Source organism: Paenibacillus sp. SRL342, assembly GCF_984798905.1.
Map to the genome: position 1 here is coordinate 1,347,459 of NZ_OZ481790.1, position 25,670 is coordinate 1,373,128.

At 47.5% G+C, this 25,670-nt stretch carries 17 protein-coding genes; 10 read left to right on the forward strand and 7 right to left on the reverse strand.

What is annotated here, in order from left to right; all coding sequences use genetic code 11:
- Positions 1-14: 14 nt before the first annotated feature.
- Both AC4E8D_RS06005 and AC4E8D_RS06010 read right to left on the reverse strand, forming a co-directional pair.
- On the reverse strand, positions 15-1,268 hold the full coding sequence (locus tag AC4E8D_RS06005; protein ID WP_490205974.1) for an acyltransferase: 1,254 nt from the start codon (positions 1,266-1,268) through the stop codon (positions 15-17).
- 175 nt (positions 1,269-1,443) lie between these two features.
- The gene (locus AC4E8D_RS06010; RefSeq protein ID WP_405131567.1) at positions 1,444-2,439 is read right to left on the reverse strand and encodes an LCP family protein; all 996 of its coding nucleotides are present in this window, start codon (positions 2,437-2,439) and stop codon (positions 1,444-1,446) included.
- A 184-nt stretch (positions 2,440-2,623) separates the two neighbouring features.
- Between AC4E8D_RS06010 and AC4E8D_RS06015 the strand changes: the two genes are divergently transcribed.
- From AC4E8D_RS06015 to AC4E8D_RS06035, 5 genes are all read left to right on the forward strand, one after another.
- A complete protein-coding gene (locus tag AC4E8D_RS06015) occupies positions 2,624-3,175 on the forward strand; it encodes an undecaprenyl-diphosphatase (RefSeq protein WP_405131568.1) in 552 nt (183 codons plus the stop codon).
- Between the two features lie 206 nt (positions 3,176-3,381).
- Positions 3,382-5,118, forward strand: coding sequence for a methyl-accepting chemotaxis protein (locus AC4E8D_RS06020; protein ID WP_490205975.1), 1,737 nt, complete (start codon positions 3,382-3,384; stop codon positions 5,116-5,118).
- A gap of 336 nt (positions 5,119-5,454) precedes the next feature.
- Positions 5,455-8,439: a glycoside hydrolase family 9 protein gene (locus AC4E8D_RS06025; RefSeq protein WP_490206472.1), complete on the forward strand. Its 2,985-nt coding sequence runs from the start codon at positions 5,455-5,457 to the stop codon at positions 8,437-8,439.
- 88 nt (positions 8,440-8,527) lie between these two features.
- Entirely contained in the window at positions 8,528-11,803 is a 3,276-nt protein-coding gene (locus tag AC4E8D_RS06030) for a glycoside hydrolase family 48 protein (RefSeq protein ID WP_339307200.1), read from the forward strand.
- Positions 11,804-12,330: 527 nt separating this feature from the next.
- A complete protein-coding gene (locus AC4E8D_RS06035) occupies positions 12,331-13,125 on the forward strand; it encodes a C40 family peptidase (RefSeq protein WP_221819036.1) in 795 nt (264 codons plus the stop codon).
- Between the two features lie 120 nt (positions 13,126-13,245).
- Here AC4E8D_RS06035 and AC4E8D_RS06040 read toward each other — a convergent pair whose 3' ends face one another.
- The gene (locus AC4E8D_RS06040; protein WP_397376240.1) at positions 13,246-14,151 is read right to left on the reverse strand and encodes an ArsR/SmtB family transcription factor; all 906 of its coding nucleotides are present in this window, start codon (positions 14,149-14,151) and stop codon (positions 13,246-13,248) included.
- A 182-nt stretch (positions 14,152-14,333) separates the two neighbouring features.
- Here AC4E8D_RS06040 and arfA point away from each other — a divergent pair, with 182 nt between their 5' ends.
- Positions 14,334-15,839 (forward strand): arabinosylfuranosidase ArfA, encoded by a 1,506-nt coding sequence (arfA, locus tag AC4E8D_RS06045; protein ID WP_221819038.1) that lies wholly within the window; start codon positions 14,334-14,336, stop codon positions 15,837-15,839.
- Positions 15,840-15,990: 151 nt separating this feature from the next.
- Here arfA and AC4E8D_RS06050 read toward each other — a convergent pair whose 3' ends face one another.
- Positions 15,991-16,749 carry an MBL fold metallo-hydrolase gene (locus AC4E8D_RS06050; RefSeq protein WP_221819039.1) on the reverse strand — a complete coding sequence of 253 codons (759 nt, stop codon included), beginning with the start codon at positions 16,747-16,749 and terminating at the stop codon, positions 15,991-15,993.
- Positions 16,750-16,878: 129 nt separating this feature from the next.
- On the opposite strand from AC4E8D_RS06050, the gene AC4E8D_RS06055 reads away from it, so the two are divergent.
- Positions 16,879-17,310, forward strand: coding sequence for an Lrp/AsnC family transcriptional regulator (locus AC4E8D_RS06055; RefSeq protein WP_221819040.1), 432 nt, complete (start codon positions 16,879-16,881; stop codon positions 17,308-17,310).
- Positions 17,311-17,344: 34 nt separating this feature from the next.
- On the opposite strand, the gene AC4E8D_RS06060 is transcribed toward AC4E8D_RS06055, so the two are convergent.
- The 3 genes from AC4E8D_RS06060 to AC4E8D_RS06070 all read right to left on the reverse strand — a co-directional run bounded on the left by AC4E8D_RS06060 (position 17,345) and on the right by AC4E8D_RS06070 (position 21,502).
- Positions 17,345-17,845, reverse strand: a complete 501-nt coding sequence (locus AC4E8D_RS06060) for a DUF5381 family protein (protein ID WP_221819041.1) — start codon at positions 17,843-17,845, stop codon at positions 17,345-17,347.
- A 104-nt stretch (positions 17,846-17,949) separates the two neighbouring features.
- On the reverse strand, positions 17,950-19,767 hold the full coding sequence (locus tag AC4E8D_RS06065) for an ABC transporter ATP-binding protein (protein WP_221819042.1): 1,818 nt from the start codon (positions 19,765-19,767) through the stop codon (positions 17,950-17,952).
- On the reverse strand, positions 19,760-21,502 hold the full coding sequence (locus AC4E8D_RS06070) for an ABC transporter ATP-binding protein (RefSeq protein ID WP_221819043.1): 1,743 nt from the start codon (positions 21,500-21,502) through the stop codon (positions 19,760-19,762). The genes AC4E8D_RS06065 and AC4E8D_RS06070 overlap by 8 nt, the downstream gene beginning before the upstream one ends.
- Positions 21,503-21,863: 361 nt before the next feature.
- Between AC4E8D_RS06070 and AC4E8D_RS06075 the strand changes: the two genes are divergently transcribed.
- The 3 genes from AC4E8D_RS06075 (at position 21,864) to AC4E8D_RS06085 (ending at position 25,660) form a co-directional block, all read left to right on the forward strand.
- Entirely contained in the window at positions 21,864-22,787 is a 924-nt protein-coding gene (locus AC4E8D_RS06075) for an S-layer homology domain-containing protein (protein ID WP_221819044.1), read from the forward strand.
- Between the two features lie 977 nt (positions 22,788-23,764).
- Positions 23,765-24,736, forward strand: a complete 972-nt coding sequence (locus AC4E8D_RS06080; RefSeq protein ID WP_221819045.1) for an ABC transporter permease — start codon at positions 23,765-23,767, stop codon at positions 24,734-24,736.
- Between the two features lie 15 nt (positions 24,737-24,751).
- On the forward strand, positions 24,752-25,660 hold the full coding sequence (locus AC4E8D_RS06085; RefSeq protein WP_036668765.1) for a carbohydrate ABC transporter permease: 909 nt from the start codon (positions 24,752-24,754) through the stop codon (positions 25,658-25,660).
- The last annotated feature ends 10 nt before the right edge of the window (positions 25,661-25,670 follow it).

A 25,670-nucleotide genomic window follows, 5' to 3' on the forward strand; every position in this document is an offset into this window, starting at 1 on the left:
GCTCTTCTTTATTTTTAAAACGGCTCACTCGTTCCCGGACTGCGAGTTGGGCCGGGTGACGGAGTTCGCTCAGGTGAATTTCTTTTGTCCACAGCAGCTGATGAATTAGGTATAGAACGTGGTTTACGCATTAACCCTACGGTGAAACGTGAGCCAGGAAGCTTGGATAGCGCCCAACTGATTGCAAGAGCAATACCAACGGTTACAAGGAATGATAGCAACGTTACAGGCAGATGCCATCCACTGAGTTGTAGCGGTCTGGTTACATAAGCGATCGCGTAGATCACCAGTGCATGAACCAGATATCCACCAAATGAATAGCGGCCAATCCAGGCTAAGAGGCGCTGAAACCGTGTATCTTTGCCCTGCATCACTACAAGGAAACCATACATCATAAACATCTGAGCCATAATGATCAGGAATGTGGTTGGTTTCAGATAGGTCGAGATATTCAGATTAACAACATCCCCGGACCCACGCAGCACATCGTATCCAAGCCATATATACATCCCTATGAACAGACAGATCGTCCATGGCAGCACCTTGGTGGTCCAACTCCTCCAGCTATCCACTGACCAGGCACACACGGCACCCAGTAAAAAGTAGAACCAGTACATCACCCATGAATAGGAGCGATATTGCAGCAACGTTGACCAAGGCTCAGACATGGATTCTGTCCAGCCCCCCATATTATAGTAGGACCATTGCATAAGCAGGGCATATAGTGCTGCTGCAAAGAGAATTAGCCCCATAATGACTTGCATGGGCGTGAAACGTGAGGCGTTCTGGATACGTCTCTGAATGGCTTTTGCTCCTGTCCAGAACAGGGGGAACAGAATATAGAACTGAAACACCATAATGACAAACCAGAGATGATATCCCGTCTGTGGTATAAATAGTTCACGAACAAGACTGCGCAAATCGGGTATGCCTCCACGCCAGAACGCGGGAGTGAAGATACGGACAGCAAGCCAGTAGATCAGTGTCCATACGACAAACGGCATATAGATATCGCCAAATCGCTTTCGAATGAAGCGAGGATATTCCGGTTTGGTGTTACGGTGATGATAAAACAACATTACACCCGATAAAAATACAAACGTTGGCGTACCAAATCGGGTCAGATGATAAATCATAGTTAGCATAATGGAATCCGGTTGTTCAATATCAGCACGATAGATATACTCCGCGATACTATGCTGCATGACGATTGCCAGAAAGGCAATGCCCCGCAGTTCGGTCCATTCCGCTATTCGCGGTTTTTTCACATTGTAATCCTCCCTCCAGGAACCGGAGTTCATCATATAAGGGTAGCTGTTAAACATTAAGACTGCATTAAATGGAGAAAATAGGTACTAAAAAAGACGGCTGTGGCCGTCTTTTCTGTCGATATATCACTCAGGCAGATCTTGTTCAATCAATGCTCCAGTTTTTTGATTGTTTTTAGTTCAGGTCCTCTGATGATGGAGTCTCCGAGGACGCGGCATCTTCTTCAAACAGTTTCTGAATGTAGGACTGGAGTTTCGTTACATCGACACCCAGCACCTGTGCTGAGCCCACAAGTTCATTGGTGAGCAGCTTATTTGGAGGAATCTGCTGCTGATCGATATCGTTCACATGGATATCGAAGCCAAGTGATGCGAGTTTTAACATCTGGGTTGGACTAAGGTCCGTCTTAATATAGGGAGCGATCGCTTCCAGGATATCCGGGATTTTGAAAAGTGACGTGGTGCTCTGCATTTTCTTGGCCAGCTCGGTCATGAAGATCCGCTGCCGTTCGGTGCGCGTAAAATCCGAGGTGGCATCATGCCGGAACCGAACATATTGCAGGGCGGTCTTGCCGTCCATATGCTGCAATCCTTTTTTCAAGTCAATGTCGTACATATGTTTATCTGCTTTACTGGTGTAATACATGTCTTTCTCCACATCGATCTCAATACCGCCTACCGCATCAACAAGTGCCATGAAACCTGTAAAGTCTGTGTAGACATAATGCTGGATGGGAATACCGAGCAGATCACTTACGGTTTGTTTGGTCAACTCCGCACCCCCGTAGGAAAAGGCTGCATTAAGTCTGCTTTTGCCATGCCCGGGAATTGCGACATAGGTATCTCGCAGTACGGAGAATAGATGGGCTTTCTTGGTGACCGGATCAATGGAAGCGACCATGACCGAGTCCGAGCGTCCTGCATCGTCGCCTCTTGAGTCTCCACCAAGGAGCAGAATGTTCACCCGTTCCTGGCCCTCCCATCTGGGAATCGTTGTCGTTGGTGTGTCTGAATCGCTGTCTGTGCCGGAAGAGGACGAGTTGGATGAAGTCCCGGAAGCCGTGGAGATGCTATTGGCAAAATGAACAATCGAATATCCGTAATATACAACGACACCTGTAATCGCAAGTGCCAGGGTCAGGGCTGTACCCCATAACCATTTTTTAAGCATAATCTTCACCTTTCTATGATTGAACTGATATGTAACCCAAACTAGTTTAACAAAAAGAAAGCAAAAAGTCCTCTTTGATTTCGTAACATCGGTCAATGTGAGGAATGTTTGACAAATAGTTAGTGTATATTTATTATGTAAAAACTAATCTTGTTTTGTGTAATGGGGGTATTAAAAGCTAGTTATGAATCAATCACTATTTAATTGGATTAATCAGTATGCAGACCAAATACCGTTTCTGGACTGGTTTATGATCACATCATCCGAGTATGCGGTTTGGGTCATGATCGCACTGCTTGTTATCGTATGGTTTCTCGGCGAACCATCGAAACAGCGAATTGTTTTCTATGCCTGTGTGGCATCCATTGTAGCGCTAGTTCTGGCCAAATGGGGGATATCACCAGCGGTCGGTCATCCAAGACCTTTTGTAGAAGGGACTGTGCATCAGCTGGTTGCCCATGTACCTGATCCTTCTTTTCCAAGTAAACATGCTTCCTTTGTATTTGCTCTAGCGGCTGCTTCATTCTTTATTGGACGTCGCTTCGGGTTATGGATGTTGTTACTCGCTGTGTTGACAGGGGTGTCGCGGGTATATGTTGGTGTGCATTATCCAGGAGATATTCTGGGAGGATTCATCCTCGGAAGTCTGCTTAGTGTGGTTCTGATTACAACACGCAATTATACCAAGTCGATTCCAGACTTCTTCATTAACATACACCGACGTGTTTTCCGATAGCATCTGAATGTGATGTCTAGTGAAGTAGTGATAGTTTCGTTTAATGAAAGAAGTCTCTTATCTCTGGTTCTGCCAAAGATGGGAGGCTTCTTTTGCGTTATATACGAAGTTACATGAAATTTCTAGAAATTGAATTCTAACATCTACAATTCATGACGATAGGTGACGATATACTATAAATATGTATTATTTGAGGAGTGGGACACATGGAAGACACGCGGGGAAACAGGTTGGGGAAATTGAAGTTAACGATTCGAGGCAAGTTACTGACTGGTTTTCTCATAGTCGTAGCTTTGTTGATTATTGTAAGTGGCTATGCGTTAGTACAGACCCAAGATATGGCCAATAAAGCGGGCGCTGTGGATCAGACCTGGATGCCGAGTGTAAGTCTGCTGGGTCAGATGAATGGTGATATTTCTGATGTAGAGCGCTTGGCACTGGCCATCATCGTTGAACAGAACAAAGATGAAACAGCCAAGTTAAATGAAGCGTTACAGCTGCTGCTTACGAAGATTGAAGATGAACGTAAACAGTTGCTAACGTTCATTGAGAGCAATGATGAAGCGATGAAGCTCTACAATGATTTTAGTACGAATTATGATGCTTATGTGGCGAAAATGCCAGCATTTATCGAATTTGGTTTGAACAACAATTATGATGAGTCCAGTCGTTTACACACGGAGGCTTATCCAATGTGGTACACGGCAAACGATTCGATCGCCAAGTTAATTACCCTGGGTAATGAAGGATCGGACGCGGCAACGAATGAATCTGTTGAGATGGCCGAAAATACATTTAATGTAATTTTGGCAGTGACGATTTTTGCATTCCTGGTAGCTGTATTTATTGCCTTCTTCATTGCAAGCATCATTTCACGTCCAATCAAAAAGATGAATGAAGCGGCCATGGCCATTGCCAATGGCGATCTGACGGGTGAGACGATTGTGCTTAAGAACAAAGACGAATTGGGAACACTGGCAGCTTCCTTCAATTCCATGAGTGGTAATTTGCGCTCCATGATTGAATCGGTATCGATGACTTCCGAACAGGTAGCCGCTTCATCGGAGGAGCTTCTTGCAAGTGCAGAGCAAAATACTCAAGCCTCGGAACAGATCTCCCAAACAGTCGAGGAATTGGCTGTAGGTACATCTGATCAAGTTGATATTGTGAAGCGTTCTTCACAGGCGATGAGTGAGATGGCTCTTGGATCGGAGCAGATTGCCGAGCTTGCTCAGAGTGTATCCGTATCTGCTGTGGATGCGGCGAATCAGTCTTCCGAAGGAAATATGATTATTCAGCAAGCGGTTGAACAGATGGGTTCTGTTCGAAATTCCATTGCTTCGCTGACTGAATTGGTTACAGGGCTGGGGGAACGTTCAGCAGAGATTGGCACCATTACCGAGGTAATCAACAACATTGCCCGGCAGACCAATCTGCTTGCACTGAATGCAGCCATTGAAGCCGCACGAGCAGGAGAGCATGGACGTGGTTTCGCCGTAGTTGCGGGAGAAGTGCGGAAGCTCGCTGAGGAATCTTCCACATCTGCGCAAAGAATTACGGATCTCGTTCAATTGATTCAGAAAGATACGGATCATGCTGTTCAGGCAGTTAAAGTGAACAGCAGTGAGACAGAGTCAGGAATCGAGATGGTTACTGCAGCAGGACAAGCGTTCGAACAGATCTCGGATGCGGTCAACAAAGTAGCGGGTGAAATCCAGGAAGTATCTGCAGGTTCAGAAGAAATGTCGGCGAGTACAACTGAGGTTGTAGGCTATGTACGCCAGATCTCCAACATTGCCGGAGAGGCAGCGGGCGGCGTTCATAATGTATCTGCCGCAACTCAGCAGCAGTTGGCTTCCATGGAAGAGATCGCTTCATCCGCAGGTTCATTATCCAAAATGGCGGAAGAACTGCAGGAGCAAATTAACAAGTTCAAAGTGTAACTAATGAGATATTCCGATACTTAAGGTATACAGGAGCATATTGATGGTCAGAATGCCATTCGATTTGTACTGTTGATGATAACAACGGCGAGAAGCTGTTTCTCTAACGCACATATGCGTCAGAGGAACAGCTTTTTTTGTCGCATGACGCAGAGCAGGTCACAACAATGTTATTTCAGAAGTCACCAACGCTTATATAGCAAGTGAAACAAACGGCTATAATGGTAATTAATGGTGGAACTTACACTGAAATACACCATGGGGAGGAGCGATATAAACTTGCAGTCCAGAGTAATGCATACGGAATATTGATGAAGAGGAGATGAATAGTTGAACATGAAGGGGAGCTGGTGGAGACGAGTCGCTATGATCGCGTTATCGGCAGGACTACTGGCAGGGAGTTTATCGATGGGCACAGGAATTCGTAAGGCGGATGCGGCCGCTGGAGATCAGAACTATGCTGAAGCACTGCAAAAGGCCATTTACTTCTATGAGGCACAGCGTTCGGGTCCGTTGCCAGCCAGTAATCGGGTCGAATGGCGTGGTAATTCGGGCATGCAGGATGGGGCTGATGTAGGCGTTGATCTGACCGGGGGATGGTATGATGCCGGAGATCACGTGAAGTTTGGCTTTCCGATGGCTGCTTCCGCAACGATGCTCGCCTGGTCTGTCGTGGAATACGGCGACGGTTATGAACAGGCTGGACAACTGGAGGAGATCAAGGATAACATCCGATGGGCGACCGACTATTTTATGAAAGTGCATACGAAACCTAATGAATTATGGGGACAAGTCGGAGCCGGGAATACCGACCATGCCTGGTGGGGACCGGCAGAAGTCATGCAGATGAACCGTCCTTCGTTCAAGATCGATGCTACATGCCCAGGCAGTGATCTGGCGGCAGAAACGGCTGCAGCACTGGCAGCGTCTTCGATTGTATTTGCAGATGATGATCCGGCATATTCGGCCAGACTGCTCCAACATGCGAAAGAGCTGTACAACTTCGCAGACACATATCGGGGGGAATACACCGATTGTATCACGGATGCCGCAGCGTTTTATAACTCGTGGACAGGATACGAAGACGAGCTGGCATGGGGCGGAGCATGGCTTTACTTAGCTACTAATGATAGCGCTTACTTGTCCAAAGCCATTGCAGCTACGGACCGGTGGTCTTCTAGCGGCGGCTCAGCCAATTGGCCGTATACCTGGACACAGGGCTGGGATAGTAAACATTATGGTGCCCAGATCCTGCTTGCCCGAATTACGTCCAGTTTGAACATGCCGGAGGCAACGAGATTTATTCAGTCCACCGAGCGTAATCTGGATTATTGGACGGTTGGAGTCAACGGGACACGAGTCAAGTATACGCCAGGAGGTCTGGCATGGCTGGATCAGTGGGGCTCGCTCCGATATGCAGCGAATGCATCCTTTATTTCTTTTATATACTCCGACTGGGTCAGTGATCCAGTGAAAAAGTCAAGATATCAGGATTTTGCTGTCTCACAGATGAATTATATTCTGGGCGATAATCCGCGTCAGAGCAGTTATGTGGTCGGATATGGGCAAAATGCACCTCAACATCCGCATCATCGGACCGCTCACGGTTCATGGCTGAATAATGAAGATATCCCGGCTAACCATCGCCACATTCTGTATGGTGCCATGGTCGGTGGACCGGATGCATCGGATGGATATACCGATGATATCGGGGATTATGTGAGTAATGAGGTCGCAACCGATTACAATGCTGGTTTTACCGGCGCACTGGCAAAGATGAATTTGCTATTTGGTCAGAATCATCAGCCCCTTGCGAACTTTCCTGCACCTGAGGTGAAGGGAGATGAGTTCTATGTGGAGGCTGCGATCAAATCATCAGGTGCCAATTATACGGAAATCAGAGCACAGCTTAATAATCGTTCCGCTTGGCCTGCCCGAATGGGAGATCAACTGTCCTTTAAGTATTTCCTGGATTTGAGTGAAGTGTATGCTGCCGGACGTACGGTATCGGACGTGCAAGTGACAGCCTCCTATACGGAGGGGGCGACGGTATCCCAACCAGTTGTGGTGAATGCAGCCCAGCATATCTATGCCATTACGGCAAACTTCGGTAATACCAAGATCTATCCAGGCGGGGAAGGAAATTATCGTAAAGAAGTACAGTTCCGCATTACAGGCCCACAGGGTGCATGGAATGCCAGCAATGACCATTCGTTCCAGACACTGACCACAGGAACTCCTGTGAAGAGTATATACCTTCCAGTCTATGATGCAGGGGTGAAGGTGTATGGACAGGAGCCTGGTGTTACACCAGTCACGGTTCCAGGCGCACCTGCTGGCGTGCAGGCTGTAGCGGGAAGCAGTCAGGTTAACCTGACTTGGGCTGCTGTATCCGGGGCCGAATCGTATACGGTGAAGCGTTCCGAGGTGAGTGGAGGACCATATACAACTGTTGCGACGGGTGTTAATGGATTGACCTACACAAACACGGGACTGACCAACGGGACAGCTTATTATTATGTAGTGACTGCTGTGAATTCAGCAGGGGAATCATCGGGTTCTGTACAGGTGTCGGCTACCCCGCAAGCAGTACCGGGAGCGCTGACTTTAAGTGGGACAGCTGGTAATGCGCAGTCGGTCCTGACTTGGACAGCAGCCTCGGGCGCTACTAGCTATAAGGTACAACGTTCGGTGGTAGGCGGAACATATGCAGATGTGGCAACCGGTTTGTCCGTGTTGACGTACACCGATACAACAGCGCTGAATGGCACCACGTACAATTACCGGATTGCAGCTGTGAATGCGAACGGACAGACACTGTCCAATGTCTTGGCACTGACACCTTCTGCACCTCCGGTGACGACCGGTACACTCGAAGTGCAGTACCGCAGCGGAGGGTCCGGGAATTCAAGTAATGCGGTGACTCCGCAGTTCAACGTGAAGAATACCGGAACACAGGCGATTGATCTCAGTACCGTGAAGATCCGATATTATTTCACCAAGGATGGTGCGGATCAAATGACCTTCTGGTGTGATTATGCCGAGATGGGCACGGCCAATGTTGAAGGTACATTTGTCGCAGTGAATCCGGCGAAGGGTACCGCAGATACGTATCTGGAGATTAGCTTCAAGTCGGGAGCAGGCAGTTTGTCCGCTGGAGCAGAGACCGGCGTGATTCAAGCACGCTTTTCCAAAAATAACTGGAGCAATTTCGATCTAAGTAATGATTATTCTTATGATGCTTCCAAGACGGATTTTGCCGCATGGAACAAGGTAACCGCGTATCAGGGAAACACCAAAGTATGGGGCTTGGAACCGTAACTGGCTGAATGTCAGAAGCAGAAGAGCAGCATGGACAGACCAACAGCGTTTATATTCAATTTCCACTATTCCAGGGAGGTATATATTAATGTTGAAATCAGCTGCGAAAAAAAGTTTAACAGCCATGCTGGCGGGAACCGTCATGTTGACCGGATACACCGGACTCTGGGCAGGGCCGCAGACGGCACATGCCGCAGATCAGGCCATCGAGATTCAGGCAGACGGCATTAATGAAGCCCGGTTTTTGCAATTGTATGATCAGTTGAAAGATCCGGCGAACGGATATTTTTCGCCAGAGGGTCTACCGTATCATGCCATTGAGACCCTGCTGAGTGAGGCGCCGGATTATGGTCATATGACGACGTCAGAGGCATACAGTTACTGGCTGTGGTTGGAAACCATGTATGGTCACTACACGGGAGACTGGTCCCAACTGGAAGCAGCTTGGGACAGTATGGAGAAATACATTATCCCGGTCAACGAAGGTGACGGCAAGGAAGAACAGCCTACGATGAGCTCGTACAATCCGAACAGCCCTGCTACGTATGCAGCGGAAAAACCTTTTCCTGATCAATATCCATCGCCACTTAATGGTCAATATGCAGCGGGTAAAGACCCGATTGATGCCGAACTTAAGGCGACCTATGGTGACAATCAGACTTATCTCATGCACTGGCTGGTCGATGTGGATGACTGGTATGGATATGGAAACCTGTTGAATCCATCACATACGGCTACCTATGTGAACACGTTCCAGCGTGGGGAGCAGGAGTCTGTGTGGGAAGCCATTCCGCATCCATCCCAGGATGATAAATCTTTTGGTAAGGCAAACGAAGGTTTCATGAGCTTGTTCACAAAGGAAACTCAGGTACCGTCAGCGCAATGGCGTTATACAAACGCAACGGATGCGGATGCACGTGCAGTACAGGTGCTGTATTGGGCGAAGGAGATGGGATACAACAATCCGGAATATCTGGATAAAGCGAAGAAGATGGGGGACTATCTGCGCTATGGTATGTATGATAAATACTTCCAGAAAATTGGGAGTGCAAAGAGCGGTACACCAACTCCGGGTACAGGCAAGGATTCCAACATGTATCTCATGGCTTGGTATACGTCTTGGGGAGGTGGCTTGGGTCAAGGTGGGGATTGGGCTTGGCGCATTGGAGCGAGCCATACCCATCAGGCTTATCAAAACCCGGTTGCAGCGTATGCTTTGTCTGATCCGGCTGGCGGCTTGATTCCGGAATCAGCAACAGCGAAGGCAGATTGGAATGCTACGCTGAAACGTCAGTTGGAATTCTACACTTGGCTACAATCCCATGAAGGAGCTATCGGCGGGGGAGCAACCAACAGTCTGGATGGTTCATACAAAGCCTATCCGGCAGGCGTAAGTACATTCTATGACATGGCTTATCAGGAGGCACCTGTATATCGTGATCCGGATTCCAACACCTGGTTTGGATTCCAGGCATGGCCGCTGGAGCGTGTAGCCGAGATGTACTATATTCTTGCGGAGAGCGGGGACTTGACCTCTGAGAACTTCCAGATGGCCAAGAAGGTAATCACGAAGTGGATCGACTGGAGTAAGGATTATGTATTTGTAGGTGAGCGTCCGGTGACGGATGCGCAGGGCTATTATCTGAATGCGGCTGGACAGCGCATTTTGGGTGGAACTAATGTTCAGGTAGCAACAACGCCTGCTCCGGGAGAGTTCTGGATTCCGGGTGGTCAGGAATGGCAGGGTCAACCGGACAAATGGAATGGATTCAGTTCGTTTACGGAAAATCCGAACTTCCGTGTAACGACCAAAGATCCAGTGCAGGATACAGGAGTTCTGGGAAGTTACGTTAAAGCTCTGACCTTCTTCGCAGCGGGAACACAGGCAGAGAATGGTACACTTAGCGCGGAAGGCCAAGAAGCCAAGGATTTGGCTGAGGCTTTGCTGGATACAGCTTGGGATTACAATGATGGTGTGGGGATTGTTACGGAAGAAGAACGTAAAGACTACTTCCGCTTCTTCGCGAAAGAGATCTATATCCCGGCAAACTGGTCTGGAACCTTTGGTCAAGGCAATACGATTCCAGGTACAGCAGGTGTACCTTCCGATCCGGCGAAAGGTGGCAATGGCGTATACATTGGATACTCCGATCTGCGTCCGGCCATCAAGCAAGATCCGGCATGGGCTTACCTGGATAACCTGTACAAAACGTCGTATAACACAACCACGAAACAGTGGGAAAACGGTGCACCTACCTTTACGTATCACCGGTTCTGGTCACAGGTGGATATGGCTACAGCGTATGGAGAGTATGATCGTCTGCTCGGTGATACCGATACGCCGGAAGTTGAAGTCCCGGCTGCTCCTGCCGGCGTAACGGCTGCTGGTGGCAGCGAGCAAGTTGTATTGAACTGGAACGCAGCCGCTGGTGCAACGTCATATACGGTGAAACGTGCAGAAGTGAACGGTGGCCCTTATACGACTGTAGCGACAGGAGTCACAGGATCAACATTCACGGACACAGGCTTGACCAACGGCACAACGTATTATTATGTCATCACTGCGGTGAATGCCGTAGGTGAGTCTGCACCGTCGACACAGGCATCTGCAACACCACTCGCAGGTACCGTTGTGCCCGGCGTATTCAACCTTACTGGAACGGCTGGCAATGCCCAGGCGGTACTGACATGGACCGCATCAACTGGAGCAGCGAGTTATAAGGTACAGCGTTCGGTAGGCACCGGGGCATATGCTGATCTGGCAACAGGTTTGACCGCACTGACGTATACCGACGCTACAGCGGTGAATGGTACGGCGTATAATTATAGAGTCGTAGCCATTAATACGAGTGGTCAGACGAATTCAAATGTATTGGTGTTGACCCCATTGGCACCTCCAGTTACAACGGGAACGCTTGAAGTACAATACCGTAATGGTAGTTCAGGAACTTCGGTCAATGCGATTACTCCACAGTTTAATGTGAAGAATACAGGTACAACTGCTGTGGACTTGAGCAAAGTGAAGGTCCGGTATTATTTCACCAAGGATAGTGCAGCTGATCTGAGTTTCTGGTGTGATTATGCACAGATTGGCAGCGGTAATGTGGAAGGACATTTTGTTTCGGTAGATCCGGCCAAGGGCACGGCAGACACCTATCTGGAGATTGGATTCAAACCGGATGCTGGCAGCTTGGCTGCGGGTGCCGAGACCGGAGTCATCCAGGGACGTTTCTCCAAAAACAACTGGACTACTTTTGACCAAACGAACGATTATTCCTTTGATTCCACCAATACGGCCTTCAGTGCCTGGACTAAAGTGACAGCGTATCAGGATGGCGCCAAGGTATGGGGAATTGAACCTTAAATGAGTTGATCAACCAATTGTAGAGTGATGTTACTCATCATACAGGTTAAGCCGGGGAGAAATCCCTGGCTTTTCTTTTTTTATGGAAAAGCAAAAATGAAATACAAAATAATCAAACGGACACTGCTGATAAATCGATCCGTATTGAGGTTGGAGGCAAAAATGTGAATTCGGGGAACGGTAATCGGCAAATGAATCATAGTAATGTTTACCATATTTGCGGTTTTAAACATTAAAATCTAGGTCATATGGCATATGCACTGAATGAGAAACGGCCTAGCTCTTGTATCGAGGAAAAATCAAGCATATCAAATAGTTACAATAATTTAACCTTTCAAAAAGAAGGAATCAGCAGTGAATTTTTCCAGCAATCCATGGACACACCCTGATACTTAGTGCTCAAGTTCGCCTCTATCAATACAGGACTTTCGACTGATGAACGTTATGGATAGCCCGTTTACAATGGGGCAAGCCCGGGAGAACCAAGCCAGGTTAAAATTCTGTAACATCAGGGGGAACTCGACATCATGAACTGGAAAAAAACGATTGTTACGGCAAGTGTCACAGCAACGATGCTGATGGGAAGTCTGACGACAGGAGCACTAACGGCACAGGTATCGGCAGCTGCTGTTAACAATTCACAAGTAAAAGTAATCTGGGGCGTAAACCTACGCACAACACCTTCTTCTTCTGCGAAGATTGTTCGCATGGTCGCTAAAGGGGAAACGGTAACGGTGCTTCAGCAATCCGGTTCGGATTGGTATAAGATTAAGGATTCTGCTAACCGGACAGGCTACATATCTTCTTCATCCAAATACACACAAGCGATTAGTGGCAGCACAAGCGGATCAGGTTCGAATAGTGGTACATCGGTGACCGGTAATGCATCTGTGGAAAAAGTGATTGCGGCGGGAATGAAATATTTGGGAACACCGTATGAGTTCGGAGCCAGTCGTAACAGCACAGCTACTTTTGACTGTTCCAGCTTTGTACGCCAGGCATTCGTCGATGCACTTGGTATCAAACTTCCAGCGGATTCCCGCAAACAGGGAGACTATGTAAAAGCCAAGGGTACAGTTCAGACGAACTGGAAAAACCTGAAACGCGGCGATCTGATGTATTTCATGTCGTATAAAGGCAGCTCTGCATCATCGTATTCGGGCGTGAATAAATCTAGCGCAACCATTACGCACACAGGGATTTATCTGGGCAATGGCAAGGTATTACATACGTATTCCAACGCTGGCGGTGGTGTAACCACTAGTGATATCTCCGGCAAACACTGGGAGTATCGCTTCCTGTTTGGTGGCAGTGCGCTGTAGGTTAGAACAAGAACCTTCTTAAATAATCCACGCATGTTCATATGCATACAAAACACCTCCCATTCTGCCTTTGACAGGCGACTGGGAGGTGTTTTGGTGTTGTTTATTATTTTGAAGAACTCAATCGTGATAGTACAGTCGGAACAGGATATCCTGATTGTAGTTGCCAAATCCCTCGCCATATAAGGTAAGCCCGCCTACATGCTGAGCATCTTCCTCCACCGAAAGACGAAGAGTCCATTGGTTGCGTTCGACCGGGATATCTGCGAGTGTAATGTCGGATAGATGTTGTCCATCGATAAACGTACCTTCATTCGTAATTCGCAGCACCTTGAGCATGCCATATTGATTGATACTGTCACTCCACCATTCCGGGGTGAACATGCCGCGTCCGTTGCCTGAATCTCCAGGGCTTGTCCATTCCCCCAATCGAATGCCATTAAGCATAAATGTAATATCCGAGGGCCAATTCGGATTCACCGAAGGGGCTTCTGATCCAATCTCCAGAGATAATTCAATGGCATTGATCTGCTGTCCGGATAAGATATAGTTTGGGATTTTGTACTCCACAAATCCACGGCCAAACCACAGAATATGAGCATGCATCCGCTCAGGGTCGAGAAAATAACGAGGATCATCATACTGTCCGATAACATGATTGGACGTAGCCAGACCACATGTCGGATAGACATCAAAGTGTGTGTAGTGTCCCACAGGTACAGAAACTTCGTGCAGCTTGCGGGCTGTGCCACTTTCCTGCGGCATGGAGATGCCAATCCAGTCTACAGCAAGGCTGTTCATTTTATGTGTGCCGCCGTCTTTACGTATCATTTTGGACTGAATAATGCCCACATCCTGAAGTTTGCGGACATGCATGGTCACGATGGCACTACTCAAACCCAGTGAAGCAGCGAGGTCCTTCACATTCATGGGTGTCTCTGCAACAAGGCGGATGATCTGTAAACGGACTTCACTGGCAAGTGCTTCATATAGGGGTAGCCATTCGGCATCGGTATTTGCTCTGATCACAATTGTTCCTCCAATATATCTGTATAGAATTAAGTTAAACATAAATTCAGTGGAAAGAATAACATTTTGCAAAATTCAGGTTGAAATTAAGGCTATAATCGATTTTAATATAAATATGAACGTTGATCCATAGAATATCAATTAATTTTTATATTAATCTTAGGGAGTTGAAATTCATTATGGAAAAAGCAAAAATGACGGTAGACAAGGATTTTACAATTGGCGTAATTGATAAGCGCTTGTACGGATCATTTATTGAGCATCTGGGACGTGCCGTGTATGGTGGAATATATGAGCCGGGACACCCATCTGCGAACGAACAGGGTTTTCGCACGGATGTGCTGGAGATGGTCAAGGAGTTGAATGTACCGATTGTACGTTATCCTGGGGGTAACTTTGTATCCGGTTACAATTGGGAAGATACAGTAGGACCTGTGTCTGAGCGCAAACGCAGACTTGAACTGGCTTGGAGAACGATTGAAACCAATGAATTTGGCTTCAACGAATTCGTGGATTGGGCGAAACAGGCCAATTCCGAAGTGATGATGGCGGTCAATCTGGGAACACGGGGTACGGATGCAGCTCGTAATATTGTGGAATACAGCAACCATCCGGAAGGTTCGTATTATAGTGATCTTCGCATCAAGCATGGTTATAAAGAGCCTCATGCGATCAAAACATGGTGTCTGGGCAACGAGATGGATGGCCCTTGGCAGATTGGTCACAAAACGGCAGAAGAGTATGGACGGTTAGCTGTGGAAGCGGCAAAAGTCATGAAGTGGACAGATCCGACGATTGAACTGGTAGCCTGTGGAAGTTCAAACCTGAATATGCCATCCTTCCCGGAATGGGAAGCAACGGTGCTGGATCATACGTATGATCACGTGGAGTATCTGTCATTGCATCAATACTACGGCAATCAAGAGCAAGATACGCCAACGTTCCTGGCACGCTCGCTTGAAATGGATCGTTTTATCGATACCGTGAAGGCAACTTGTGATTATATCAAAGCGAAGAAGCGCAGCAAAAAGACGATGTATCTGTCCTTTGACGAGTGGAATGTATGGTATCACTCCAATGAAAATGATTCGAAGATGGACCCATGGCAGATTGCTCCGCCACAGCTTGAGGATATCTACAATCATGAGGATGCACTGCTTGTTGGTTGTATGTTGATCAGTATGCTCAAACATGCGGATCGGGTTAAAATGGCCTGTCTGGCACAACTCGTTAACGTGATTGCGCCGATCATGACAGATACGGGTGGTGGTTCATGGAGACAGACAATCTTCTATCCATTCATGCATACGTCCCTCTTCGGACGTGGAACAGCATTGGTGCCATTGATCCAGTCTCCAAAATACGATACAAAACAAATCACAGATGTACCTTATCTGGAAGCTATTGCAGTGCATAACGAAGAGCAGGGTGAAGTGACTGTATTTGCAGTCAACCGCCATCTGGAAGAATCCCTTCCGCTCGAGGTGGACCTGCGCAGCTTCGGGAAGTGTACCGTGATCGAGCATATCGTGCTGGAAAGTGATGATCTCAAAGCATCTAATACGGCAGCACAACCAAACCGCGTTGCTCCTCATAATCGCGGGGGTGCAGTTGTATCCGAGACCCTGATTACGGCGAGCTTGGCAAAAGCATCATGGAACGTAATCCGTTTGAAAGTCCAGTAAGGGATAGCATAAAGGCACGGGACACGTGAGAGCGCAATGGCAGACATGATGCTCGAGAAGGAAGCCAGCGGTTCAGCGTGTTCCTTCAATCAAAAAAGCTGGGTGCGAGTTCATCGCATCCAGCTTTTTTCGTCACGTGCTACGGTCTCACTTACGCTTTAAACTCAAAACTTTCGCCGTCACGTGGAATGAGCACCTGACCATCCAACTGCTCGGATGCCAGATAAGTCGCAAGGTCCGTGCGAGACACCACACAATGGTTAATTGCATCCATGTGCACAGCGATGACATGAGCAGATGGTGCATGGCGCTTCACGGCTGCAACGTCTGGCCCGTCCATTGTAATGGGATCACCCTCTACGAAGCGAGCTCCTCCGGCGTTTAGGACAATGACTTCAGGGCTATATTGGCGAATAGCCTCGGCGGGTTCTTCACACCAGATGGTATCCCCGGCAATGTACGTGACAGGTTCTCCATTTGCTTCGAGTACAAAACCGGACACCTTGCCCATACGTTCGCCGATTTCACCCGTACCATGACGCCCGGAAGTACGTGCGAATCGGACAGAATGATGCTCATGTTTTTCATCTATAGCGGTTACATCCGTGAATCCAGCCTCCAGAAATACGTTCTCGTCCCCAGGTTGGCAGATCAGCGGGATGTCCTTGCGAAATTGCTTCGCTGCTGCTTCATCCCAGTGGTCCAGATGGGTGTGTGTGACAATCAACAGATCCGGATTCAGATAATCCGTTTCGATTTCAGGCAGACCGACTCTCGGGTTACGCAGCTCATTCGGTGTGTTTGGAAATGCAGGCATGACTTCAGCGTCCATCAACATCGGATCAACGAGGATATTCAGCCCTCCGAATTTCAGCCAGAGTGTAGCATGGCGAATCAATTGAATTTTCATTATATTTGCACTCCTTCAGGTTGTTTAATAGTATTACCCTTATGGTATACAACCCGTTTAACGGCGTACATAACATGATGAATGGAATTAGGCCACACTAATTTCACGGTGAAAGGATTGCTGAAGCTAATGAATGAAACGATAGATCACACAGATATACGCATTCTGCAGATCCTGATCCGGGATGCCAAGCGTTCTCATAAAGAAATTGGTGAAGAGGTGCATCTTACAGGGCAGGCTGTTGGTGCAAGGGTGCGTAAGTTGCAAGATCTGGGTGTAATCGAAGGGTACACGGTAAAATGGAACCCCGAACGTATAGGCCTCGGCCTACAGGCTTTTGTCACGGTTTTTCTGAACTCCGGCGACAGACATACCGCCTTTCGTGCATTTATTGCCGAACGTGAGGACATCGTTGAAGTCCACCGTGTGAGCGGGGAAGGCTGTTATCTGATGAGAGCGCAGACCGGCACCACAGAGCAGCTTGGTCAACTGCTGGAAGCATTACTTCCTTACGGCAATTACAAAGTTAGCCTGTCCATAGGTGTAGAGAAATCACAGTGATGTGTGGGAAGCTTGTCCTCATCCATCCCGATGCTCAACGATCCTGCTGCTGTTCCTGTAAAGCCTGCTGAAGCAAAGTCACTGCCTGATTCAGCTCTTTTTTGCTGAGCAGGTGATCGGTCTGAACGTGAGATCGCGTGCCGTCCTTCAGGTACAGGACGAACATGGGTGAGGTGGATAGTAGCCACTTACTACGGGCGGGTGAGGCGAGTTCAACTTTGCGAATCTGGCTCCAAGGAATCTTCCGTTTGCCCGTGCTCAACGCATCATCATCCCAAGACAACAAAACAGTGGGAGTTCTGGTTAGTCGAGACAGGAACATGAAGAACAATGGACCGATCAACCACATACCCAGCACGGCTGCAATGGAATAGTATATCGTCTCCAGTCTTTCGGCTTGTCCGTCCACGATGATCCATAATAAGCTCACGCACAAGAGAAGGAACAGGAAGCATAAACTTCCTTTCCATAGAGCTGTGCTGCGTTGGTAACGAATCTGCTGATGGTCACGCTTGGGTGTTTCGGGTTGTTGCATAGATGTTCCTCCTAATTAACTATGCTGATCGATATGCCAAACGTGCCGCCTGCATAAGCAGAGCGGCATGTTCAACGTTCTCTATCTACTATAACTCAGGTTCATTACCCTGATATAGCTGAATTTTTACCTGCATCACGCGCATGGGTGTACAAGTCTGCATATACACCTTTGGCTGCGATTAGTTCCTGGTGCGGTCCTTCCTCCACAATCTCACCATTCTCCATCACCAGAATTCGATCAGCATGCATCACAGTGGACAGACGATGAGCAATGACAATGGTGGTGCGTCCCTGGGATACCGATTCCAGCGCCTGCTGCACAAGCTGTTCGGTGTGTGAGTCCAGATTGGCGGTTGCCTCATCCAGGATGAGCACTCGGGGCTGAAATACCACAATCCGGGCAAATGAGATCAACTGCCGCTCCCCGGCGGACAGTCCGCTTCCGCGTTCGGATAGATGCGTATCATATCCTTGAGGCAAACGTGAAATCATCGCATGTGCTCCGACAAATCGGCAGGCCTCAATTGCCTGCTCTCGCGTAATATCCTCACGAAACATCCTCACATTATCAATAATGGAACCGGAGAACAGGAAGGGTTCCTGTTGAATCAGACCGACGATCCGATGAAGCTTAGCCTGCGGCAGATGCCGGATATCGGTACCATCAATCTCGATACTGCCCTTGTCTACATCATAGAAGCGATTGAGCAGGGAGATCAGGGTGCTTTTGCCAGCGCCTGTTGTGCCCACAATACCTACCATTTCACCCGGATAGAGGTGCAGGTTCATCTGCTGAATCAAGGGCCGGTCAGCCAGATAACCAAACGACACATCATTAAAATCAATCTGGCCCATCACATTTTGTGGTTCAAGCGAGGAGGCCATCCCGGGTTTGGGATCAGCAACTTCAGGCCGTGTATTCAGAATGTTCCAGATGCGATCCATCGAAACGGTCGTGGACTGGAATGTATTCCATTGCATCGTAATCTGGTTAATCGGTTGAAAGAACTGACGGATATAGCTGATAAATGCATACAATACCCCGACTTGCAGGGACTCACCCAGTACGGCGCGACCTCCAAGCCAGACCATCATGACCAGTGCCGCATTGCCAAGGATATCAAACGTTCGGTTGAAGATGACATTGGAGCGGGCTTGCGCAATGTTGGCTTTCAGATGAAGTGCGTTCTGTTCCGAGAAACGTTTCTTCTGTTCTTCTTCCTGGTGAAAAGCCTGAATCAGGAACATGCCGGACAGGTTCTCTGCTGTAAATGCGATCAAACGGGAAAGCCGGGTACGCGCATTTTGATAAGCTTTCCGCAGTCGACTACGGAATAATACAGCCACCACCGCAATGACAGGCAGAACGATCAGGGAGTATGTCGCCAGCACAGGATCAAGTTGGAACATAAAGACGATAATGAGCACCAGCATCATACCATCCCGAATCAGACTGAGCAGTACTTGAGTGAAAAAGCTGCTGATGGTCTCCGTATCACTGGATACGTTTGTAACCAGACTGCCGATATGAAAACGGTCAAAGAAGGACATGGACATTTTGGAGATATGCTTGAACAGGTCCTTTCTGATCCGGGATACAATGTTCTGTCCTACGTGCTGCAACAGATTATTCTGGATATAGGTAAAAATAAAACTGATGACAGCCAGCCCAAGAAAGATGGCTGCGAGCTGAACGAGAAAGCCCACACTGGTCTGGCCCACGGCCAGATGATCATCGATGGCGATCTTCACCAGATAGGGTTGTAACAAATCTGCCGATATGCCAAGCAGTGAACAGAAGAAGATACCGGCAAAAGCCCATTTATGCGGTTTGGCGTATGCCATCATGGCCTTAAACGAAGTTCGTTTACTCTGATCGGCCTCTGCATCTGGGTGAAGTTCAGCGTTAGCTTTAGACATGATGTAATCCCTCCTCCTGCAAACGGTAGGTGGCCGCATATAATCCCTTGGCAGCCATCAGCTGAGCATGTGTTCCCTGTTCAGCAACTCGCCCTTCATCCAGAACGATAATATCGTCCGCATGACGGACTGCGCTGATGCGGTGAGAGATGATTAATGTAGTCTTGCCCTTGCCGATCTCGCGCAAACTGCGCAGAATACCACTCTCCGTGACGGCATCAACCGCGCTCATACTGTCATCCAGAATAAGTAACTGTGCTTGTTTGATCAGTCCTCTTGCAAGGCTGGTTCGCTGACGTTGTCCACCAGACAAGGTGAGTCCACGTTCGCCAAGCAGTGTATCGAAGCGATCAGGAAAACGGACAATATTGTCATAGATCATGGCTTGCCGTGCACTATGTTCCACCGTATCCAGCGATACTTCCCGGTCGCTGAATGCGATGTTATCCCGGATGGTGGTACTAAACAGGAATCCATCCTGAGGGACATAGGCGATGCGCGTTCTTAGACTTTCCAGCGACAGCTGCCGAATATCGGTACCATTGATGCGAATTGTTCCTTCAGGTGGTTCATATGTACGCAGCAATAGCTTAACGAGGGTACTTTTACCTGAGCCGGTCTTGCCTACAATACCGACCGTTCGCCCGGCACGGATATGGAGTTGAATGTTTTTGAGAGCAGGAGATGAACTGCCTGGATAGGAGAAGGTTAGATTCTCCATGGTGATATCTTGTACGGTTTGGAGCGCTGTGGCTTCAGGGAGTTCACGTACATCCGCTACTTCGCTGAGCAGGTCATTTACCCGCTCCAGTGATGCGCCTGAGCGCTGAACGGTATTAATAACATTGCCGATCTGTTGAAGCGGTCCCATAATAATGCGCAGATATAAGGTTAAGGCGACAAAACTCCCGAGTGTAATAGAATTCTGCATGGTCATAATACCTCCGACAAGAAGGGAAACAACCAATGAGATCGCTCCCAGCAGCGGGAGCAAAGCCTGAAACAGGGAAGACAGGCGGACAAGCCGCAGCTGTTTGCTTTTGATCGCATCGACGGTGGTTCCAAAACGTTCACGGGCACTGTCTTCGATGGCAAATGTCTTGGTTACGCGAATACCACCCAGTTGTTCTTCTGCGGACTCCGTCATGGTCGCAAGGGCCTCTTGTACGTCACGAGAGCGCTTGCGAATTCGCGGACCGAAAAACACGACCAGAAATGGAATCGCCAACAAGGGCACAACACTGATCAGAATGAGCGTCAGTGGAATCCCGCTAAGCAGCATCATGACTATGCAGGATAACAGCAGGAAAGTAGCATTGGTCATAAGTGTTACGCCATTGGATATCGCTTCACGGACGGAAGTCACGTCATTCATGACATAACTGAGCAGCTTTCCGTTTCCCTGTTTGGAGAAATAGTGCTCACTAAGTTCGGAAAACTTACTGAATATACGCTCACGTGTCATGAATTCGAAGCGTCGACCCAGCTTCATAATCATGAATTGCCCGGTACCGAACAGCAGATTATACCCGATGGCAATAGCCAGAAGGGACAGGCTGTACCTTACGACCGTCTGCATCTGAAGAGAGTTCTGCATCAACTGATCCGTGAAGCTGCCGAGTATGCGGGGCAGGGATGCTTGCCCGACATTGGAGGCGATGATCAGAAGAACAGCAACCAGATAAACAGGCCAGTTCGACACAACATAACCGCGAAGTAATCCTTTCTTGGACATAAGCGTTGTTCTCCTTTTGTTATAGGTGAAGTCAGTTCAGGCAGGTGGAGTCAAGAAAAGGGCCGACACCTGTTATTAGCGCGTCGTGCCCTCTTACTGTATGCGATCCAGTTCGTTGTTTATCCGTCATCCGATGGATTTCTCTATTCTTATTTTTGCGCTAATCCGATGGGATGTCAACGAAGCAAGTTAGCAATAGTAGGTGGCCCCGATTAGTGACAGCGGAGAAGAGTTGTATGCCGTGTTCTCGTGTTGTATTCACCAGATGTCGAAATTACTGAAACATTTTCTAGGGATACCCCGTCTGTAGGAATGAAGAGGTAACAAATAGGCTTTACTAAACATATGGAGGTGCCAGGAAATGAAACATAAAAAAGGATTGGCTGCAACACTTGCGCTCTGCGTTTCTTTGACAGCAGGAGGTGCATCGGTATTTGCTTTCACAGATGTGAAGGATGAAGGGCAGAAGTCGGTTGTAGATTCATTGAAATCAAAAGGCATTGTTAACGGAGTAACAGCGGATCTGTTCCGTCCAGATCTTGCATTGTCCGAGCCACAGGGTGTTCAACTGATTGTAAATGCATTTGGTCTGAAAAATGAATTTGCGGAAGCATCCGCTCAGAATAAAATCAGTCCGGACACTTGGTATGCTGACGCTGTTCAAGCCGCTACTCAGAATGGACTGTCCATTCCGGTTGAAGTGAACCCGCAGGGCAAGATGACGCGTGAACTGTTTGTCATTTTGCTACATGAAGGGATTAACACAACCGGGAATTATCCGGTCATCATGAAGTATAATCTTGTTAAGGACGAAAATAAAATCGGTAAGGACGCCATATCTGCAGTCCAGAACCTGCTGAACATGAACATCATTGAACTGGATAAGGACGGTAACTTCCGTCCAGATCAGTCGCTTACCCGTATGGAGGCTGCAAGCATGATCTTCAATGCACTTGAATTTGTGGATAAACACGGCAATGGCGGCTCGGCAGAGCCAGCTCCAACTAATCCAGGTGAAGGCCAACAAGCGATTGTACCTGAAGTAACAACGACGAAGGTTGATGACAAAACAACCAAAGTTAAACTCAGTGCTGAAATGCCACACCCTGGTTATGGATTGAAGATTGATGATGTGAAATTGGAGAAGGATGGACGCGCTATCGTGCTCTACTCCATTATTCAACCTGATCCAGACATGATGTATCCGATGGTTATCACAAATGTGACCGCAGAAACGGATATCCCAACGGGATATACGGCAGAAGCTCAACCTTCTGGTAAGTAAATTCACTGCAAACCATACAAACTAAACGCTGATTAAACGGATATGTATCCTCAAACCCACCTTCCATATATGTATGGAAGGTGGGTTTTTCATTTGAGTTGAAGTGAATTCATCTCAGTCGGGTTACATGACAACTTTTCCTTTGTATGATAATTTAAATTACACTTTATGAAGTTTTATAAATCATTTATGTTATGTTTATTAACATAAATATATAATCTATGAAATATATAATGGGTATTTGTTAAGGTTATATAGCTAAATTGTGTTATCGTAGCGGCTTACATTATGGTCTTTTTCCAAATAACTCACCGGACCCAGTTTACAAGCCTTGTGCAAAATCTACATATACGACTCGATATTCCCAGTGTTTACAGGCATTTATGTATCCTATAGGCAAAGATAAAAACAACATATATACGAAAGAGGGAGGAGAATTATAGAATAAGGGCAAGCCAATTACAGGCATGTAATATGCGATAGGTATATGGAAGATAATATTACACTTCGATTTAACATTTAAGTGGCTTTCCCTGCAGTATGATGCGTTTAGACATGAACACCCTGGTCAGGTAAGTATGTGGGTTTTGACTTTGAGGCCTGTTTTCTAACCTCCGTTTAGATCCAACATCTTTCCAAGTTCGTAGGACACAACTCCAAATGACATCTAAAGGAGGGATAAGGGTCAAATTCTACATGTTTTACTTCCCAAAAATGACAATGACAAGCTGATAACAAAAGTGTAAACCCCCGTTATAACAGTATATTCCGTGATTTTAAGAGTGAAGATAGAAATGGCATATTTACGAATTAGAGAATGATCCATAAACTCAGTATGTAAGCGTTACCAAATAGGAAGGGGAACAGAGTTGCTCGTCATGGAAACGGTTCGGAAATCCTTCCTTATATTTAAACAGGTGTGCTGGGCTCTTCCTCACAAACGGCCGGATTTTCATTATAAAAGGAGGAAACAACTGATGCAGCTAAATGGGGAGTCTCCCTCGACGCAAAACTTAGCGGTAAACACGATTCCGAACAGCAAGAAAAATAAATTATGGAGAAGGACGATTCGGAACTGGGAGTTGTATCTGTTTATCGCGCCAGCCTTTCTATACTTTCTGATATTCCATTATGGTCCGATGTACGGCATACAAATTGCATTCAAAAACTTTATTCCAACGCTTGGTGTCACAGGAAGCCCATGGGTCGGATTCGATCATTTCATCCGTTTCTTCAATTCGTATTATTTCTGGGATTTACTATGGAATACTCTTAGCATCAGCTTGTATGAGTTGGCCATAGGTTTTCCGCTGCCAATCATTCTTGCGTTAGCGTTCAATGAAGTAAAGGACTCCTTTTTCAAACGTACCGTACAGACCGTCACGTATGCACCGCATTTTATTTCGGTCGTTGTCATGTCGGGGATGATCATTACCTTTTTATCACCATCGTCAGGCATGATTGTCAATTTGGTACAGGCCCTTGGATTTCAGTCACCTCAATTCCTGACGGACCCTGCGTGGTTCAAGACAGTGTATGTTCTGTCGGGAGTCTGGCAAAGTGCAGGCTGGGGCACCATTATATACCTTGCCGCTCTATCGGGTGTGGACCCGCAACTGCATGAAGCGGCTGTGGTAGATGGTGCGAGCCGGTTTAAACGGATTTTGCATATTAACATTCCAGCGATCATCCCTACGATCACCATCTTGTTAATTCTGAATATGGGCAGTATTCTGGGCGTCGGATTCGAGAAAATCCTGCTGCTGCAAAATCCGCTGAACATGGGCTCGTCCGATGTCATCTCAACATTTGTCTATCGGTCCGGTCTGGTCGATGCGCAGTACAGTTTCTCTACGGCGGTGGGATTGTTCAACTCCGTAGTGAATGCGATTCTGCTTATTACCGTGAATCAGATTGCACGCCGCACCAGTGAAAACAGCCTGTGGTAAAAGGAGGGAATACACATGTCATCCGCTGTGAAAGAAAGCAGAAGTGATAAATTGTTCTTATTGTGCAATTACATCTATCTGACGGTAGCGCTCGTCATTGTGCTGTATCCGCTGTTATACATCATCAGTGCTTCAATCAGTGATCCCAAATATGTAGCCTCCGGTGAGATGTGGCTACTTCCAAAAGGGATTACGTTTGAAGGTTACGCCCGGGTATTTGAGAACACCAACATCTGGATTGGGTACAAAAATACGATTATCTATACCGTTGTAGGCACCATCGTTAACCTGATTGTTACACTACCCGCAGCCTATGCGCTCAGCCGCTCGGACTTTGTGGGACGCGGATTCTTCATGGCGATGTTTATGGTAACGATGTTCTTCGGCGGAGGGCTTGTCCCAAGTTACCTGCTGGTTAAGGATCTTGGTATGGTGAACAGCATGTGGGCACTTATACTGCCAGGAGCTGCATCCATCTGGAATATTATCGTTTGCCGGACGTTCTTCCAATCGACCATTCCCAAGGAGCTGCAGGAAGCGGCGCATATTGATGGGTGTACCAACACGCGGTTGTTCATCAAAATCGTGCTTCCGCTTTCTATGCCAATCATTGCAGTGATGGCACTCTTCTACGGAGTTGGACACTGGAACAGCTACTTCAGTGCCATGATCTATCTGAATGATTCCTCCAAGTACCCGCTGCAGCTCTTTCTGCGCCAGATTCTGGTGCTTCAGGAAATGGCGGCTCAAGGGGGAGGCGCTATCGATACGTCTTCAGCAACGGCGATGAATACCAAAGCGGAGATCGCTGCGCTGGTTAAATATGCCGTCATTATTGTTGCCACCCTTCCGGTTATTGCAGTCTATCCGTTCCTACAGCGTTACTTTGTGCAGGGTGTTATGATCGGTTCCGTTAAGGGATGATCTTAATCCA